This is a genomic window from Acidithrix sp. C25 (assembly GCF_904848545.2).
The window spans coordinates 324920-340846 of sequence record NZ_CAJHCI020000007.1 but is presented as its reverse complement, the minus strand read 5'-3'; the positions used below and the strand labels follow the sequence as shown (position 1 = coordinate 340846).

The 15927-nt window shown below is 48.1% G+C and carries 13 protein-coding genes and 1 tRNA gene; 5 read left to right on the top strand and 9 right to left on the bottom strand.

Annotation, left to right across the window (positions count from 1 at the left end):
• Positions 1–323: 323 nt before the first annotated feature.
• Positions 324–1493 (top strand): universal stress protein, encoded by a 1170-nt coding sequence (locus ACIDITHRIX25_RS83105; protein WP_201731948.1) that lies wholly within the window; start codon positions 324–326, stop codon positions 1491–1493.
• 315 nt (positions 1494–1808) lie between these two features.
• Here ACIDITHRIX25_RS83105 and ACIDITHRIX25_RS83100 read toward each other — a convergent pair whose 3' ends face one another.
• Positions 1809–3218, bottom strand: a complete 1410-nt coding sequence (locus ACIDITHRIX25_RS83100; protein ID WP_201731947.1) for an NAD-dependent malic enzyme — start codon at positions 3216–3218, stop codon at positions 1809–1811.
• Positions 3219–3788: 570 nt separating this feature from the next.
• On the opposite strand from ACIDITHRIX25_RS83100, the gene ACIDITHRIX25_RS83095 reads away from it, so the two are divergent.
• Positions 3789–4448 carry an NADPH-dependent F420 reductase gene (locus tag ACIDITHRIX25_RS83095; protein WP_201731946.1) on the top strand — a complete coding sequence of 220 codons (660 nt, stop codon included), beginning with the start codon at positions 3789–3791 and terminating at the stop codon, positions 4446–4448.
• Between the two features lie 782 nt (positions 4449–5230).
• Positions 5231–5413 (top strand): hypothetical protein, encoded by a 183-nt coding sequence (locus ACIDITHRIX25_RS83090; RefSeq protein ID WP_201731945.1) that lies wholly within the window; start codon positions 5231–5233, stop codon positions 5411–5413.
• Between the two features lie 39 nt (positions 5414–5452).
• On the opposite strand, the gene ACIDITHRIX25_RS83085 is transcribed toward ACIDITHRIX25_RS83090, so the two are convergent.
• From ACIDITHRIX25_RS83085 to greA, 7 genes are all read right to left on the bottom strand, one after another.
• A tRNA-Arg gene (locus ACIDITHRIX25_RS83085) sits at positions 5453–5525 on the bottom strand.
• A gap of 148 nt (positions 5526–5673) precedes the next feature.
• A complete protein-coding gene (locus ACIDITHRIX25_RS83080; protein WP_201731944.1) occupies positions 5674–7149 on the bottom strand; it encodes an amidase family protein in 1476 nt (491 codons plus the stop codon).
• A gap of 92 nt (positions 7150–7241) precedes the next feature.
• Positions 7242–7760 carry a hypothetical protein gene (locus ACIDITHRIX25_RS83075; RefSeq protein ID WP_052604586.1) on the bottom strand — a complete coding sequence of 173 codons (519 nt, stop codon included), beginning with the start codon at positions 7758–7760 and terminating at the stop codon, positions 7242–7244.
• 161 nt (positions 7761–7921) lie between these two features.
• Positions 7922–9514: a citramalate synthase gene (gene cimA, locus ACIDITHRIX25_RS83070; RefSeq protein ID WP_201731943.1), complete on the bottom strand. Its 1593-nt coding sequence runs from the start codon at positions 9512–9514 to the stop codon at positions 7922–7924.
• Positions 9504–10427: a branched-chain amino acid transaminase gene (locus ACIDITHRIX25_RS83065; RefSeq protein WP_201731942.1), complete on the bottom strand. Its 924-nt coding sequence runs from the start codon at positions 10425–10427 to the stop codon at positions 9504–9506. The genes cimA and ACIDITHRIX25_RS83065 overlap by 11 nt, the downstream gene beginning before the upstream one ends.
• The gene (locus ACIDITHRIX25_RS83060; RefSeq protein WP_201731941.1) at positions 10417–11442 is read right to left on the bottom strand and encodes a 3-isopropylmalate dehydrogenase; all 1026 of its coding nucleotides are present in this window, start codon (positions 11440–11442) and stop codon (positions 10417–10419) included. The genes ACIDITHRIX25_RS83065 and ACIDITHRIX25_RS83060 overlap by 11 nt, the downstream gene beginning before the upstream one ends.
• Before the next feature lie 508 nt (positions 11443–11950).
• On the bottom strand, positions 11951–12403 hold the full coding sequence (greA, locus tag ACIDITHRIX25_RS83055) for a transcription elongation factor GreA (protein ID WP_235347569.1): 453 nt from the start codon (positions 12401–12403) through the stop codon (positions 11951–11953).
• A 537-nt stretch (positions 12404–12940) separates the two neighbouring features.
• Here greA and leuC point away from each other — a divergent pair.
• Complete coding sequence (gene leuC / locus ACIDITHRIX25_RS83050) at positions 12941–14350, top strand: 3-isopropylmalate dehydratase large subunit (RefSeq protein WP_052604590.1); 1410 nt, start codon at positions 12941–12943, stop codon at positions 14348–14350.
• A gap of 90 nt (positions 14351–14440) precedes the next feature.
• Positions 14441–15034: a 3-isopropylmalate dehydratase small subunit gene (gene leuD / locus ACIDITHRIX25_RS83045; protein WP_201731940.1), complete on the top strand. Its 594-nt coding sequence runs from the start codon at positions 14441–14443 to the stop codon at positions 15032–15034.
• Here the strand turns inward: leuD and ACIDITHRIX25_RS83040 are convergent.
• A complete protein-coding gene (locus tag ACIDITHRIX25_RS83040) occupies positions 15003–15926 on the bottom strand; it encodes a DMT family transporter (protein WP_201731939.1) in 924 nt (307 codons plus the stop codon). The two genes, leuD and ACIDITHRIX25_RS83040, sit on opposite strands and share 32 nt — an antisense overlap.
• Position 15927 lies beyond the last annotated feature (1 nt).

Genomic DNA, 15927 nt, shown 5'->3' with positions numbered 1-15927 from the left:
TGCGTTGTTCTGGAGCTAGGTTCCATACATGGCGAGCATCTGAACATGGCGAGCATCTGAACATGGCGAGCATCGAGGCAGTGCCGAACAAGAACGGGCAGTTCCTGTTCTTATGGGTACAATGCCTCACGAATACTCATACCTATATTATACGCCGAGGGTGTGATGGTTTTATTTTGGGAGCGCAATAAAGGTCGCTCGACCCCGCCCTTCCAGACGGGGTTTGCGCTCTTGTTCGATCAACCGTGGTATTGTCGACCAGAGAACCTTTCGCAATGAGTCAATTATCTACAATTGAAATTTTCAACAAGGAGACGATCGAGATGGAGAAAACGCCGTTTTCCGATACGGATACAGAAAATTCCTTCGTAGAGCCTGCAGGAAAGTTCAGAATCTATCTTGGCGCAGCAGCGGGAGTCGGTAAAACAGTAGCCATGCTCGAAGAAGGCATTCGCAGGAAAAGCCGAGGGGCCGACGTGGTGGTGGGATTCGTTGAAACGCATAAGCGTCCCTTTACCTTAGAGAAAACCCTCGACTTTGAGATCATACCGAGAAAAACCATCTCTTATAGGGGTAGCACCTTTCAAGAAATGGATTTAGACGCCATATTAGCTAGAGCGCCTGAAGTTGTCTTGGTGGATGAGTTGGCGCACACCAATGTGCCTGAATCCTCCACAAACGAAAAACGCTACCAAGACATACTGATTCTTCTAAAATCCGGAATCTCCGTGATTACTACAGTTAATATCCAGCACCTTGAATCAATCGCAGCCGCTGTCGAGGAGATCGTTGGTGCCAAAGTTGCAGAGCGAGTTCCAGACTGGGTGGTAAGAAACGCCGACCAGATCGAATTAGTAGATTCCTCGCCAGAGTCGCTTCGACGCCGCCTCCTACATGGCAATATTTACCCCCAAGAAAAGATTGAATCCGCACTCACCCACTTCTTCAAATTCGAAAATCTTTCAGCACTACGAGACATTGCTCTCAGATTCGTCGCCGACGAAACCGAGGAAGAGATGCTTGACTATCTGCGAAAGATCAAAATACCCGGGCGATGGGAGACCTCAGAGAGAATCATGGTGGCGGTGAGCGGTGCGCCTGAATCATCGTTCGTGCTACATCGCGCGGCCAGGATGGCCCAGAGAGCCAAAACACAACTAATGGTGGTTCACATCAAGTCCGCAGACGCAAATCTTAATGGCAGCGACCTAGACGTCCTAAAAAACGAGTGCGAAAAACTTGATGCCAGATGGCAAGACCTCTACGAGGACGACGTAGCAAAGGGAATTGTTGAATTTGCCCTAAGCGCCAAGGTAACCCAGATCGTACTCGGCGCTACTCGTCAAAATAAATGGAAAAGACGCCTTGGAAACTCCATACTCACCAAAATAATGGATAACGCAGGCAACCAAGGAATCGATGTCCACATAATCGCTCGTCACAGGGACTCCCCTAACGGAGACTTTACGTTGAACGAACTAACAGAGAGCTAGCCGCACCTAACGCCTTCAAAGTCGAGGCTTCGCACTACAGTAAATAGCAAATCAAAACAAATTGGCTTCTCATCAACTAGTACGATAGTTGTTAATCGATAAAGCACACTGAGACTTCGTTATGGCCAACTCCCAGTCATCCAAAAACCGATTATATTTCCGCCCCAAGGATAATGACATGTTGTCATCCACCGCTATGGTTGTCGAAGCCTTGAATATTATGCTAGATTCAGCTCTCGGCTCAAATCGGCTCAAAGTCCATCAATCGTGGATCAATCCAGAAGAATATGCAACACCAACCAAGAACAAAAAGCATCAACTTTGGCGATGAACGACGCTGTGTTCTGGTCGAACCGTCGATCGAATCGCATCTGCTATCGCCTTAGTGACGGCTGGGTTGAAGACCGTCGGAACGATATAAGCAGCCGAGAGCTCCTCGTCACCGACTATCCCCGCCAGCGCTCGTGCCGCCGCGATCTCCATTTGAGGAGTAATTGAACGCGCTCCAACATCCAATAGTCCCCGGAAAAATCCGGGAAAGACAAGCACATTATTAATTTGATTCGGCTCGTCACTGCGACCAGTAGCCACTATTGCTGCGTGTCTCCGGGCGATAACTGGATCGATCTCCGGATCCGGATTTGCCAGAGCGAATACTATTGGAGAGCTTGCCATCTTCAAAAGATGAGATTCTTGAATCGAACCCTTACCCGAGACTCCAATTATCGCATCAGCACCGACAATTGCATCGGATAGATCCCCTGTGACTCTATTTGGATTAGAGGCCCTTGCTATATGCAAGCGCTGTTCGTCTAAGTTTTTATCAGATGGATCCAAGATCCCTGTTCTATCAACTGCTATCAGATCTCCCACCCCTTCGGCCAAGAGAAGGGTAGATATCGCCACACCAGCCGCACCAATGCCAACAACAACGATCTTGGCATCTTTGAGTTTCTTGCCCACAACCTTCAGGGCATTCAGAATGGCCGCGAGGACTACAATTGCCGTACCGTGCTGATCGTCGTGAAAAACAGGAATGTCGAGCGATTCACGAAGTCGACGTTCAACTTCAAAGCATCTAGGAGCAGAGATATCTTCAAGATTTATCCCGCCAAAGACAGGCGCAATAAGTTCAACCGCTCGAACTATCTCATCCACATCTTGGCTCGCCAAACAAATTGGCCAAGCATCGACGTCGGCAAATCGCTTAAAGAGAACTGCTTTGCCTTCCATCACTGGCAGAGCAGCAGCCGGACCCAAATTACCAAGGCCAAGAACCGCTGATCCATCGGTGACAACCGCCACCGAATTTCGCTTTATCGTAAGATTCCTTGCCGCACTAGGATCCTTCGCAATTGCCAGACAGACCCGAGCTACACCTGGGGTATAGGCCATTGAGAGATCTTCTCTGGTCTTGAGCGGGACTTTAGACATAGTTCCCAGAACTCCACCTAGGTGAAGCAGAAGAGTCCGATCGCTCATTGCACGAACCGTAACTCCTGGAATCGAATCAACCAGATCCCGTAGCTTTGTGGAATGCACCTCGTCTTCAGCGTTCACTGTGATGTCGACTACCAGCGTCTCAGGACCGGGTTCAATCATATCAAGAGCTGTTATCGCGCCACCGGCTTCACTTATATTCGCGGTTACAACTCCGACAAGTCGTGCATTTGCTATCTCGACTCGTATTGTTACTGAAAACGATGCGCTTGGACTTGCACCCATAAAAATATCCGCCCCTCATGCCTAAGTGTCCCTTCCTATCCATGAAAGCAAGCCCTCAACGATCTACTTTGATCGTTTTTGGGGAAAAGACAAATAGAACTTCTTCATTATTTTAATCCACAGATTTACAAGTCGCAAACTGAAGATATAATATCGGTTTTCCTGACAGCTTCAATAAAGCTCAGACATCAACATCCTAGCCATTTGAACTCCCTCGAAGTCGTAATCTCCCAAAGCAGCACTTCCAGCGTCAATTACGTATCCACAATTCAAATCCGAGATCGGAAAGTAAAAATATTAACCTCAAAGCAGCCAAAATGTCGATGAGCAATCTGACCTTCAACCTCGAGACAACCATCAACGGGTCGACAGCCAAACCAGCTATCACACAAGGACTAACCAGAGGGGAAAATCTATCTTTTTCCTAGATCCTGACCGAACAAAAGAAAACGGCGAGATCAATTCGACACAGACTAACCACTCCGAGAAGATGCAACTGCGAGATCGATTCGGAATAATGACCAGGTGAATAACGCTGGAAATACTGAAAGCACTTAAAGGGAGTACCAAATGAGAATAGGCATCATCGGCGCAGGAAATATTGGTGGCAACCTTACTAAAAGGCTAAGCGCCCTCGGCCATGTAGTAAAAGTTGCAAACTCTCGTGGACCTGAAACGCTGAGTCAGCTTGCCGGAGAAACTGGAGCACTAGCTTGCAGCCCCAGCGAGGCCGTTTCAGATGCAGAACTTATCATCGTAACGATCCCACAGAAGCGGATTCCAGACCTACCACCGACACTCTTTCAAAACGTACCCAAAGCCGTTGCGGTGATTGACACTGGAAACTACTATCCAAAAGAGCGCGATGGGCTGATAGCCGAGATAGAAGATGGAGAACCTGAAAGCGTTTGGGTCGAGCGCCACCTTGGCCATAGCGTGATCAAGGCATTTAACGGGATCTACTCACAACATCTCTTGGATCGCCACCTCCCTGCGGGGACACCTGGTCGCATAGCATTGCCAGTTGCAGGTGACGACCAAGCTGCTAAAAAGATGGTCATAGCACTCATTGATGAGTTGGGCTTCGATGCTGTAGATGCTGGTCCATTAGCAGAATCGTGGCGACAACAACCAGGAACTCCCGTCTATGGCGCTGACCTTGGAATCGAAGGTGTCACCGAGGCGCTATCCCAGGCACCCAGGGAGCGTCCCGAACACTTCCGAAACTAATTTTTTCTTTATTATCCAAGCTCGCCTGAGCCGTCTTATAAAAACTTCTAAGCACTTAGCGTCAATGTGCGTCGGGAATTTGGCTATTTGACGGCTCAATTGTTCCTTTTGAAGTTACTCAGATTTAGAAAACACCTAGCAATTGAGCAGACGGTGCGAATTATCAGGTGTCACTATGGTAATCGACATAAGAAGCTCCTCATTAAAGTTGAAGGAAACGGCGGCCACTTAGGTAATTGATTCTGTTCGTAGCGAAAAAGAAGTAGGTATCTTTAGAGTTCACAAACGTCGAAGATTCACTGTATCGCTAGGGACGCGACCAACGAAAGCAAATGGAGACAGTCTCAAGTATCGGTGACGATCACCTTAGTTTCGGTGACGATCGAGAACTAATTATACGCACGCGTGAGACGGCAAAACCGCAAAAAGACAATGCCCCTTGATTACGACAGCGGCCTATGTCAGCCACGTAACGAACAGGAACGACGCGCACCGATGGAGACCTCGCGCAAAAGTGGAGATTGTATGGATGACCTGACGCCTCGAACTCTCTCCAACTGGATGCTATCGATAACCGAAGAAGAGAGTTTCTCTAGTTCGGGTTTGCAACTTAGAGTTCAATTCGATGATTCTCTTCATTCACACAGAGTCGAAGGGTATCTATGTACCACATAGGATCGTCGCCATTTGGTACAGGAAGGGTGATTCGAAATTCTAAACACTACGTACGCTCTATGAATGAAACAAGTCAGCCTAACTGGATCAACTCCAGGGCATTCAAAATGACAACGACGGTGTCGGATCCGACTGCTCCGATTGCATCCTACCCGCCTGATCTCATGCGTAGCGATTTAGACCAAGGATCTCTTATTGCTGCGATGCGGACCCAAGAAGAACAGAGTCTCATAACGATTATCCCTAGCAAAAGTCAGGATTTACATTGGTTTAAATTTATCGCCCTATGAGATCAGCGATAGGGCAGGATCGCCAATTGAGGAAGATCGCGCGCTCGGAGGGAGTCGAACCCCCAACCTTCTGATCCGTAGTCAGATGCTCTATCCATTAAGCTACGAGCGCAGCGGATAAATATCCTAATCGTTGAATTGACAACTTAGTGCGCACACTCATCAAGAATGGAACTCTCGGTGCCATGTCACCACTCTCCAATTGCTAAAGACAAAAAAACTAACCGAAAAAGGATCGGCGGCACCAGAAAAATGCCAGACTAAAGCCCCGATGAAGTTGAAAATCCAGGCAACAATTTCACGGACAAGATCTCCTGGATCCGCGAGGCTACCCTAAGTAGATGCAGGTCACTATAGGCGTCACCAAAAAGCGTCATTCCAACTGGAAGACCAAAGACATCTCCGATTGGAATGTTGATGGAAGGGAGGCCCGCTATTGCAGCTAACGAATAGCCACTTCCTGCTATCACGTCTCCACAAATATGATCAATAAGCCACGCAGGTCCCATAGACGGAACTAGCAAAAAATCCACATCACCATTGATTAGAGTCTTGCGAATTTCACCTCTAGTATGTCCCAAATTTGTAGAGCGAGCAACCTCGTAATCGCTACGGTAGGAATCGTCCATTTCACAGGCGGCAAGAAAATGTTCTTGCCCGAAAAAACTCATCTCTCTCGAGGAATTATCTCTGTTAAAGTCGACGATCTCCTCCAAGCTAGAACGGCCCTCGACACCTCTTGCACTCAAATATTTACCGAGCTCTTGCTTCATCTCCCATCGCAAAACCAACAACTCATGGCCAATGTTGAACGAAAGATCGCTTCCTGCTCGGGTTGCGATATCGTCTATCACAAGAATTCCGGCCTCGCCTAGTGCAATGAGCACATCCTCAAATACCAGGTCTGACTTTGGACTATATCCAAAAAACCCTGCTCTAGGCACGCCTATTCGAAATGGTGTGGGTTGTGGTCTGGCCGACAAATTCGTGCTTGCACTACCTTCGCCAAAGAGCGCTCCCTTACCCAACTTATCGATCAACGCACTATAGACAATCTCTACATCCAAAACTGAGCGAGCGAAGATGCCGAGGGTGTCCTGAGTTCGAGAAATAGGCACTACGCCTTCTGTCGGCAAGATCCCATGGGTGGGCTTAAAGCCCACCACGCCATTGACCGATGCCGGACAAATAATAGATCCGTCGGTTTCAGTTCCGAGAGCAATCGGCACATACCCAGCTGCGACCGCAACTGCAGATCCAGAAGATGACCCACCCGGGCTACGATCGAGTCTGTGAGGGTTTCGAGTCTGACCCCCAACACCCGACCAGCCACTAGCCGAGTAGATGCCTCTGAAGTTTGACCACTCAGAAAGATTGGTCTTTCCAATCAAAGTGGCCCCCAGCGACCGCATCAAGGTAATAATTGGAGCATCGCTAGAGGCCGGCAAACCCTCAAAGGCTAGCGAACCGGCCGTCGTAGGAAGGTCTTGGGTATCAATATTATCTTTTGCTAAAAATGCAATTCCGCTAAGAGGCTTCGATCTCTCTTGTTGAAGATGAACTTCATCAACTTCAACAAGAGATAAAAGGGCATTTAATTTCGGTCCTTCTTTATCAAGTTGTCCCATCCGATCAAAAGCAGTCGAAAGCGCCTCATCGTATGAGATCACTTTCGCTTCAATACTTCTTCGGATCTCTGCGACAGAAGCACTACTAATCTCAAATCTTGACTCCACAAGCGGTCACTCTAGCAAGTTTCATACAATATACCTTCGAAATCCACCGACTATTAGAGATTACGACTTGGAAAGAGGTAGGCGAATCAAGCTCAAGAGAGAAGGTACTGATCCCATTTAGCGACATCTATCTCATCGACAGATAGAGATAGAGTTGCAACTGGAATTAGGTCCAAAAGGCGACGCACTTTGAAATAGTCGTGAGCCACCCCGGAAAAAGCCTTCTTTCGAAATTCAACAAGCTCCACTGGTGGAGAAAGTTCCTCTCCATAGCCAAATAGTTTTAGGGCAAACCTGACATCGTGAATAACCGGAGCTCTCGAGTAAAGTGCTGAACGCTTGATGGCAACTGAAGTAACGGCCTTTTCCACATCTTCATGATGCTCATTTTCATCCAAGGAAATTTTGGCCAGTTCGTATCTTGCCAACTTTATAGCAAAACCACTATCAGGACCTGGTGTACCCAGAAGAACTCCCTGCTCTACTGCGGAATGAGGATTTGGAGGGAGTTCTGCTACACGATCGCTCATCCAGCTTCCAGGGTTAGATAGCTCATCAAATTTTCTCAATTGTGTTCCAGAAGCGACGGGAACGTAATCTGGCTGAGTCACTAAAACCTCTTCATCGAATCAAATAACAATCTACAAGGCTAACTGCTTTAACTGCAGCTCGCAAACCGACAACCGATTTGTCTCATTTTAAATCGAAGATCATAGCCTCAAGCTGTCAAAACACTGATCGAGACTTAGTCCCAAGTGATAGATAAAAAGAGCTACCCTTGCTGAGTCCTTAACAAACCAATGACAATTGAATCAACCAGAGCCTGCCAGGAGGCATCGATTACATTTGGCGAAACCCCAATTGTGGTCCAAGATCCCACTTCATCCGATGAATCGATTAAAACACGAACCTTGGCTCCGGTTCCGCTGCTTGAATCCAAAACTCGAACTTTAAAGTCGGTCAAATGTATCGAGTTCAATCCCGAGTAAAGCGGAGTCAATGCCCTTCGTAGCGCACCATCCAAGGCATTCACAGGACCGTTTCCTTCACCGGTGGCAATAAGTCTCTCTCCGTTTGCCCAAAGTTTTACAGTTGCCTCAGTAAGTTGTTCTGAATTATCCCTAAAATCGTCAATTACTCTAAAGGACTCGACCTCAAAGAAGTTTTGATTCCAGCCGGTCGCCCTTCGCAAAAGTAGTTCCATCGAACCATCAGCTGTCTCAAAATGAAAACCTTGGTGCTCCAAGGTCTTTAGGTGCTCAAGAACAGTGGCGATCTGCTCTTTAGTGAGATCTATCCCTAATTCGCTAGCCTTGATAGCTACGGTCGAACGACCTGCCATCTCTGAAACTACAAATCTCGTTCCATTGCCTACTAACTCTGGAGCGATGTGCTCGTATGCGTCCTTTCGTCGTGCTATAGCACTGACATGAAGGCCGGCCTTATGTGTAAACGACGAGGTTCCAACGTAAGGCTTCTGAGGATCAGTCGCGATATTTATGACTTCAGCCAAGTGGCGTGAAACCGATGTAATAATTGCTATCTTCTCACGCGGGATCGTCTCGATGCCCATCTTTAGAGTTAGGTTAGGGATTGCTACCGACAGATCGGTATTGCCAGTTCTTTCTCCATAACCATTTATGCAGCCCTGGACGTGGGTAGCTCCAAGGCCAACTGAGGTGAGCGCATTTGCCGTAGCACATCCAGAATCATTGTGAAAATGAACGCCAATCTGTGTAGGAAAGCTAGATTTCACTTCCCGCACGATCCGTTCAACTTCAAATGGCAAGGATCCTCCATTGGTATCACATAAAACCAAGGTGGAGGCACCACCATTTTGAGCAGCTCTTAAAACCGCCATCGCAAATTGTGGATTATTTTTATATCCATCAAAAAAATGCTCTGCATCGAAAAACACCCGTCGATCGCGCTCCACTAGGTAGCGAACGGACTCTTCCGCCATACGTAGCGCCTCGTCCAAAGTAGTTCGAAGCGCCTCTTTTACGTGATAGTCCCAAGACTTAGCTACCATGCATACCGCTTCGGTATTAGCATCCAACATATTCCTTAGGGTATCATCGCTATTAACGTCACCGCCTGGTCTCATAGTTGACCCGAATGCCACGAGAGTTGCATTCCCAAAGCGAATCTCCCGCGGAGCACGATGGAAGAATTCGATATCTTTAGGGTTGGCCCCAGGCCAACCCCCTTCGATATATTTCACCCCAAGGTCATCTAGAGCCTCTGCGACTCGAAGCTTATCATCGACAGTTAATGAGATTCCCTCTTGTTGCGAGCCATCACGAAGTGTCGTATCGTAGATCTCTACACTTTCAGGAACCGCAAAGTCAATCTCAGCCGACATAGTCAAGCCACTCTGGGTGTCTGTCGTTCTCGCCGTGGACCGCAGCATAGTAGGCGGCCTGAATGGCTTTCGTAAATACTCCGGGCTTACCGTCGCCCACCATACGATCGTCGACCGAAACTGCTGGGGTAACTTCTGCGGCGGTTCCACAGACAAAGATCTCTTGCGCAGTGTAAAGGTCTGAGCGAAGAATGTTTTCGACCTCGACCTTGTAGCCCAACTCTTGCGCCAGAGCACTTACCGTCGATTGAGTAATACCCTCAAGCGCACCAGCAGAAGTTGGAGGTGTGAAAACTCTCCCTTTGCGCACTACAAAGACGTTCTCACCTGTGCACTCAGAGACATAGCCCTGAGGAGAGAGCAAAATCGCCTCGTCGTAGCCGGCCTTTACCGCTTCAACCTTTGCGAGGGAAGAGTTCATATACATACCAGTTCCCTTGGCCGCTGGAGGAAGAGAGTTCGGGTTATGTCGCACCCAGGAACTCACTTTCAAGCGAATCCCCTTGGTGACACCATCTTCACCTAGGTATGTCCCCCACTTCCATGCAGCAACCGAAACATCCGCCTTACAAGTAAGAGGATTTAGGCCCATCTCGCCATAGCCCAAGTAGACGATTGGTCGAATGTAGCACTCCTCTAAATTATTCTCGCGCACGATAGCTTTGATCGCTTCGGTTATCGTCTCGGTAGAAAATGGAATGTCAATCATAAAGATATGGGCAGATTCAAAGAGACGATTCACATGGTCGTTCAGGCGGAAGACCGCAGGGCCATTAGGAGTTTGATAGGCCCTGATGCCTTCAAACACACCGGAACCGTAGTGTAATCCGTGAGTTAGGACATGAACGTTTGCTTCATCCCATCCGACCATCTCACCGTTCATCCATATAAACTGGCTCTTTTCAATTGGCATTTGAAACCCTCTCTGCTATCGCATCCCCAATTTGAGATGTAGTGGCGCCACTTTCTGGCGCAAAATCTGAAAGTACTGAAAAAATCTTATTGGCGCCTTGGCTCTCACCGAGAAAGTCAAGCATCAACGCTCCCGAGCGAATTGCCGCAATTGGATTCGCCTTGCCAGTTCCCACTATGTCATGAGCCGCACCATGGACAGGCTCAAACAAAGAAGGACCGGTACGAGCAGGATTCAAGTTAGCTGAAGCGGCATGTCCTATGCCTCCAGAGATAGCTCCAGCCAAGTCGGTCAAGATATCTCCAAAAAGGTTATCGGTTACGATAACGTCATAACGACTTGGAGACTCAACCATGTAGATACAGGCAGCGTCAACGTGATTATAGGAAGTGGAAACGCCAGGGAACTCCAGCGCCACAGCATCGAAGGTTCGTTGCCAAAGATCTCCAGAAAAAGTCAAAACATTTGTCTTATGAACCAGAGTAAGGTTCTTCGCAGGGCGCGAATTCGCCAACTCAAATGCAAAGCGGATCGCCCTCTCAACACCAAAACGAGTGTTTACCGAACCCTGAGTGGCAACTTCATTTGGTGTGCCCTTTCGAAGAAAACCGCCTTCGCCAGCATAAGTACCCTCGGTATTTTCTCGAATCACTACAAAGTCAACCGTCTCGAAGGCTGGATTGGCACCACTTGGAGGCGTCACAAACGGTCTCAAATTGATATAAAGATCCAATTCGAAACGCAACTTGAGCAAAAGACCGCGCTCGAGAGTTCCAGACGGAACCTCTTTTGAGCCAATTGCAGGCCCAACGGCCCCAAGAAGAATCGCATCAAAAGTGCGCAACTCATCTAAAACCGAATCTGGAAGTACCTCTTTGGTCCGAATATATCGCGACGCTCCAAGGTCATATGAAGTACTTGAAGTCTTGACGCCAGTAGCGTCAATTACCTTCATCGCTTGTTCCACAACTTCGGGGCCGATACCGTCCCCACCAATAAGCGCAATGTTATACATGCAAAAGTCCATTCTTTGAAGAGCACACCGATGGTCCAGAAGATCCCCACGTCCATTCGTAGCTATACCAATAAAAAAGACCGCCCACGTTTGTGACCGGCCTCTAACGCTTGCACCTCAGCGATACTGAGCCACAAGCGTTCAAATAATTACTACGAATCGTGCAAATATAGTGACCACTAAGACCACATTCCTTATTAGGGAGAGATTTATAATAGGTAAACATTAGCAGGACAAGATAGCCAAGTCCACTTAGCCCCATTGGGAATTCAAGAATTTTTAAGGCAAAATCTAAAATTTTCCCTTTGACGGCCATTCATTGCAATACTCCCAAAGGCAAAGTCAATGGAAAAATTGTAAAAAGCAACTAAAAACGGTCAATGCAACTGCTTTCCATGCGTCAGATAGATAGATAATGGCTTCGATAGGCAGATAAACCGACTTAGATAAACCAATTTAGCCGACCGGAAAGACCGACACCGCACTTCAAAAGTCGCTTTACGCCAGCCTAAGATCCAATATCCACAATCTCCACCTCAAGCGTTCCACCAGGAGCCTGATAGGTGACAACACTTCCCTTTTGTTTGCCCTGAAGTACTTTACCCAATGGACTGCTTGGAGACAAAGATGCTAGACCTGGTCTCTTTTCTTCAATTGATCCATAAAAATAGGACTCCGTATCTTCATCTCCAACGTACCGCAAGGTGAGCACGCATCCGATACCGACAACGTCAAAGACAGCTTCATCATCGATAATTATGGCATCCTCAAGGATGGAATCGATCAATCGAATTCGAGCTTCCATCTTCCCTTGGGTATCTTTAGCCGCATGGTAATCCCCATTTTCACGTAGATCGCCCAATGCCCTAGCATCTTCTATAACTTTTGCTATTTCAATACGACCACGTGTCGATAGCTCGTCGCGCTCTGCTAGGAGCCGTTCATATGCTTGTCTTGTCAATGTTTGAGCCACATAATTAACGCTAGCCGACATTTAGCGAAACAGGATTGAAACCAAAAGATGCCTTAGGCCAAAACACTACCAGCAGCCAGCAAGAGCTCTCGAGGAAGACCTCGCGATGGACCAAGTTCTTACCAGTCCCATCAGACTTTCACAAGAGCCATATCCCCACAGCTATGGGCCATCGAAGTCACCCTCTAAAATCCATGGACTCTGGATACTTGCAAAAGGACAGAACATCCAAGGTCATCGCTATCTCCTCGACACATCTGGGGCTTTTCTCGCCGTGAAAATCTTTTGAGAGAATCACTATGGCCGGATCATCTCATTCGATGTAGTCTTTATACAAACAAAATCGTTGAGCAAGGCCCGCGTGTCGAACACTTTGATAGGTTTTCTTGTCATCGAGTCCCATATAGTACCGCCTAGTGGGGCATTGGCAGAACCAAAACGATGTTAGTCCGTCGCTAGCATCTCTAAGAAAAGTGTTTCGGCTTGAGCACTTACACATACACCGTAGTTTTAAGGAAGGTCGAATTGACTGGAAAGACTCTATCTGAAAAGGTATGGGATGCACACTTGGTCCATAGTGGCGAAGAAAGTCCCGACTTACTCTATATCGATCTCCACCTAATACATGAGGTAACCTCTCCGCAGGCTTTCGACGGTCTTAGACTTGCCGGCAGAAAGCCAAGAAGGCCGGACCTAACAGTTGCAACCGCTGACCATAATGTCCCAACTAAAGATATAGATAAACCGGTGGCTGATCCCATCTCTAGGCGGCAATTAGAGGTGCTGAGCTCAAACTGCGACGAATTCGGCATAACCCTATATCCGATGGGCAATAAAAATCAAGGTATTGTCCACGTAATTGGACCAGAAAAAGGTCTCACGCTTCCAGGAATGACTATCGTCTGTGGTGATAGTCACACCGCAACCCATGGTGCTTTTGGAGCATTAGCCTTTGGAATCGGGACTTCCGAGGTGGAACATGTTTTGGCAACACAGACCCTGCCACAATCTCGACCTGGAACCATGGCGATCGAAGTGGACGGGGAACTTCCCCCCGGCGTAAGCGCAAAGGACCTGATCTTAGCGATCATCGGAACCATTGGAACCGGAGGCGGAATTGGTTACGTCATAGAGTACCGCGGATCCGCAATTAGAGCACTCTCAATGGAGGCTCGTATGACCATCTGTAATATGTCGATTGAAGCTGGCGCACGTGCGGGGATGATAGCACCCGACCAAACTACCTTTGAATATGTTGCTGGACGTCCATATGCACCCAAAGGCGATGACTTAGAGGCCGCAATACAATATTGGTCGACCTTGGCTACCGACGACGACGCAGTCTTTGACAAAGTCGTCCACATAGATGCGACAAAGCTCGTACCATTCGTATCATGGGGCACTAATCCAGCACAAGTAGCCCCAATCGATGGCATCGTGCCCGATCCAGCCTCCTTCGCCGAAGCATCAAACCAAGAGGCTGCCTCCCGAGCACTCACTTACATGGGTCTCACAGCAGGAACAGCTATCAAAGATATCCGAGTAGATACCGTGTTTATAGGATCTTGCACAAACTCACGAATCGAAGACCTAAGGGCTGCTGCTGCAGTTGTAGATGGAAGAACCGTCAAATCAAGTCTGCGGGCTATGGTCGTTCCTGGATCTCACCTCGTAAAAGCTCAAGCAGAAGCTGAGGGCCTCGATAAAATCTTTTCCCAAGCTGGATTTGAATGGCGCGAAGCTGGGTGCTCCATGTGCCTTGGAATGAACCCCGACCAACTCTCACCCGGCGAGCGATCGGCGTCAACTTCGAATCGAAACTTCGAGGGACGCCAAGGAAAAGGAGGTCGGACCCACCTAGTCTCGCCAGAGGTAGCCGCCGCTACTGCAATACTTGGCCACTTTGGCGCTCCAAGTGATCTAGTGAAAAATTAATTTCATCATTTATCCAAAGTTCCAGCTGTGCTTGATGGTAAATCAAACACAGCTGGAACGACAATTATGCATTAAGAGAGGTTTACAGGAGTGAAAAAGATAAATGTCTTTTCGGGAAGCGCGCTTCCTCTTGAACGCAGCGACGTAGACACAGATCAAATTATCCCTTCCGATTGGCTCAAGCGGGTCGAGCGAACTGGTTTTGGCGCCGGCCTCTTTGGAGAGTGGCGAGAAGATCCGACCTTTATTCTCAACGATCCACGATACGCCAATGCAACTATCTTGGTTGCCGGTCCCAATTTTGGAACAGGATCATCCAGAGAACATGCGGTCTGGGCTCTGACGGACTACGGCTTTAGTGCAGTTATATCAGCGCGTTTTGGTGATATCTTCTTCAACAACTCGACTAAAGCAGGATTGGTACCGGTCGTATTGGACGCAAAGACAGTTGCAACGATTCAAAGTGCTGCGGTAGCCAACCCGAATTTGATAATCGAAGTAAACATAGAATCACGCGAAGTAAGCGTCGATGAGCTAGGGATTAAAGAGTCTTTTCCACTAAATGACTTTACCCGCTATCGATTTTTAGAGGGCCTTGACGATATTGGAATCACACTGGAGAACGAAGGTCGCATTACGACCTACGAAAACTCTAGGGCAGCTTGGTTGCCGCGTCTCGTTTAACTTTAAAGCCACCGGCGACCATTACGACTGAGATCAAAACCACTCCAGCACCGGCTAGAAAAGATCCAGACAGGTGGTCGCCTAGTAACACCACTCCTGCCGCTACGGCTACAAGCGGGACTATATAAGAGACGACCGAAGAAGCCGTAGCGCCAAGTTCTCGCACAACACGATGGTACATCAGTGTTGCAAGACCGGTTTGGACAAAACCTAAAACTACTATAGCCAAAAATCCCTCAACCGCTGATCCACTCGGATGCCGAGGGGCGTGAAAGAAGGGTAAGTAGAGAATCGAAATTGCACCGGCAATGGAGATTTGGGCGAAAGCCACCATGATAGGTGTTGCACTCAAAGCGCCTAGATATCTCTTGGTATAGACAAAGCCCAAGGCATAAGAGATTGACGCCAACAATACGACAAGGTCTCCAACAAGTTGCGCACTAGAGTGGCCATTTGAATTCCAAGGGGAAAGTATTAGAGCGACGCCGACTAGCCCCAAGACTACACCAACGCCCTTACGTCGACCTACAACCTCAGACGAAGACGTCAACTTGACGAAAACAACTGTAAAAAGTGGCGTCGCCGCATTTAGCATTCCAGCAATTGCAGTCGATGTCTTAGTTTCACCGTAGGAGATTGCAAGGTATGGAAGCGCAGAGGCAACCAAAGCTTGGATCGGCATCAAAAGCCAGAACTTTCGTCTGCTTCCTGATTTTATGAAGGGCTTTTCTGAAAAGATCAAGGCGACTAAAAGTACAAGGGAGCCTCCTAGGAGCCTCCCAAATACCACCACGGCCGGACTGAAATCTCTCAGCCCGACCTCGATAAGAACGTAGGAGAGCCCCCATAGTCCCCCAAGCAAAAAGAGCTCGAGGCGGGGGTTCAACTTCACT

Excerpts from the sequence above, each read along its gene's own strand:
- ACIDITHRIX25_RS83105 (WP_201731948.1), top strand. The coding sequence starts at position 324 with ATGGAGAAAACGCCGTTTTCCGATACGGATACAGAAAATTCCTTCGTA.
- ACIDITHRIX25_RS83100 (WP_201731947.1), bottom strand. The coding sequence starts at position 3,218 with ATGGGTGCAAGTCCAAGCGCATCGTTTTCAGTAACAATACGAGTCGAG.
- ACIDITHRIX25_RS83095 (WP_201731946.1), top strand. The coding sequence starts at position 3,789 with ATGAGAATAGGCATCATCGGCGCAGGAAATATTGGTGGCAACCTTACT.
- ACIDITHRIX25_RS83090 (WP_201731945.1), top strand. The coding sequence starts at position 5,231 with ATGACAACGACGGTGTCGGATCCGACTGCTCCGATTGCATCCTACCCG.
- cimA (WP_201731943.1), bottom strand. The coding sequence starts at position 9,514 with ATGTCGGCTGAGATTGACTTTGCGGTTCCTGAAAGTGTAGAGATCTAC.
- ACIDITHRIX25_RS83065 (WP_201731942.1), bottom strand. The coding sequence starts at position 10,427 with ATGCCAATTGAAAAGAGCCAGTTTATATGGATGAACGGTGAGATGGTC.
- ACIDITHRIX25_RS83060 (WP_201731941.1), bottom strand. The coding sequence starts at position 11,442 with ATGTATAACATTGCGCTTATTGGTGGGGACGGTATCGGCCCCGAAGTT.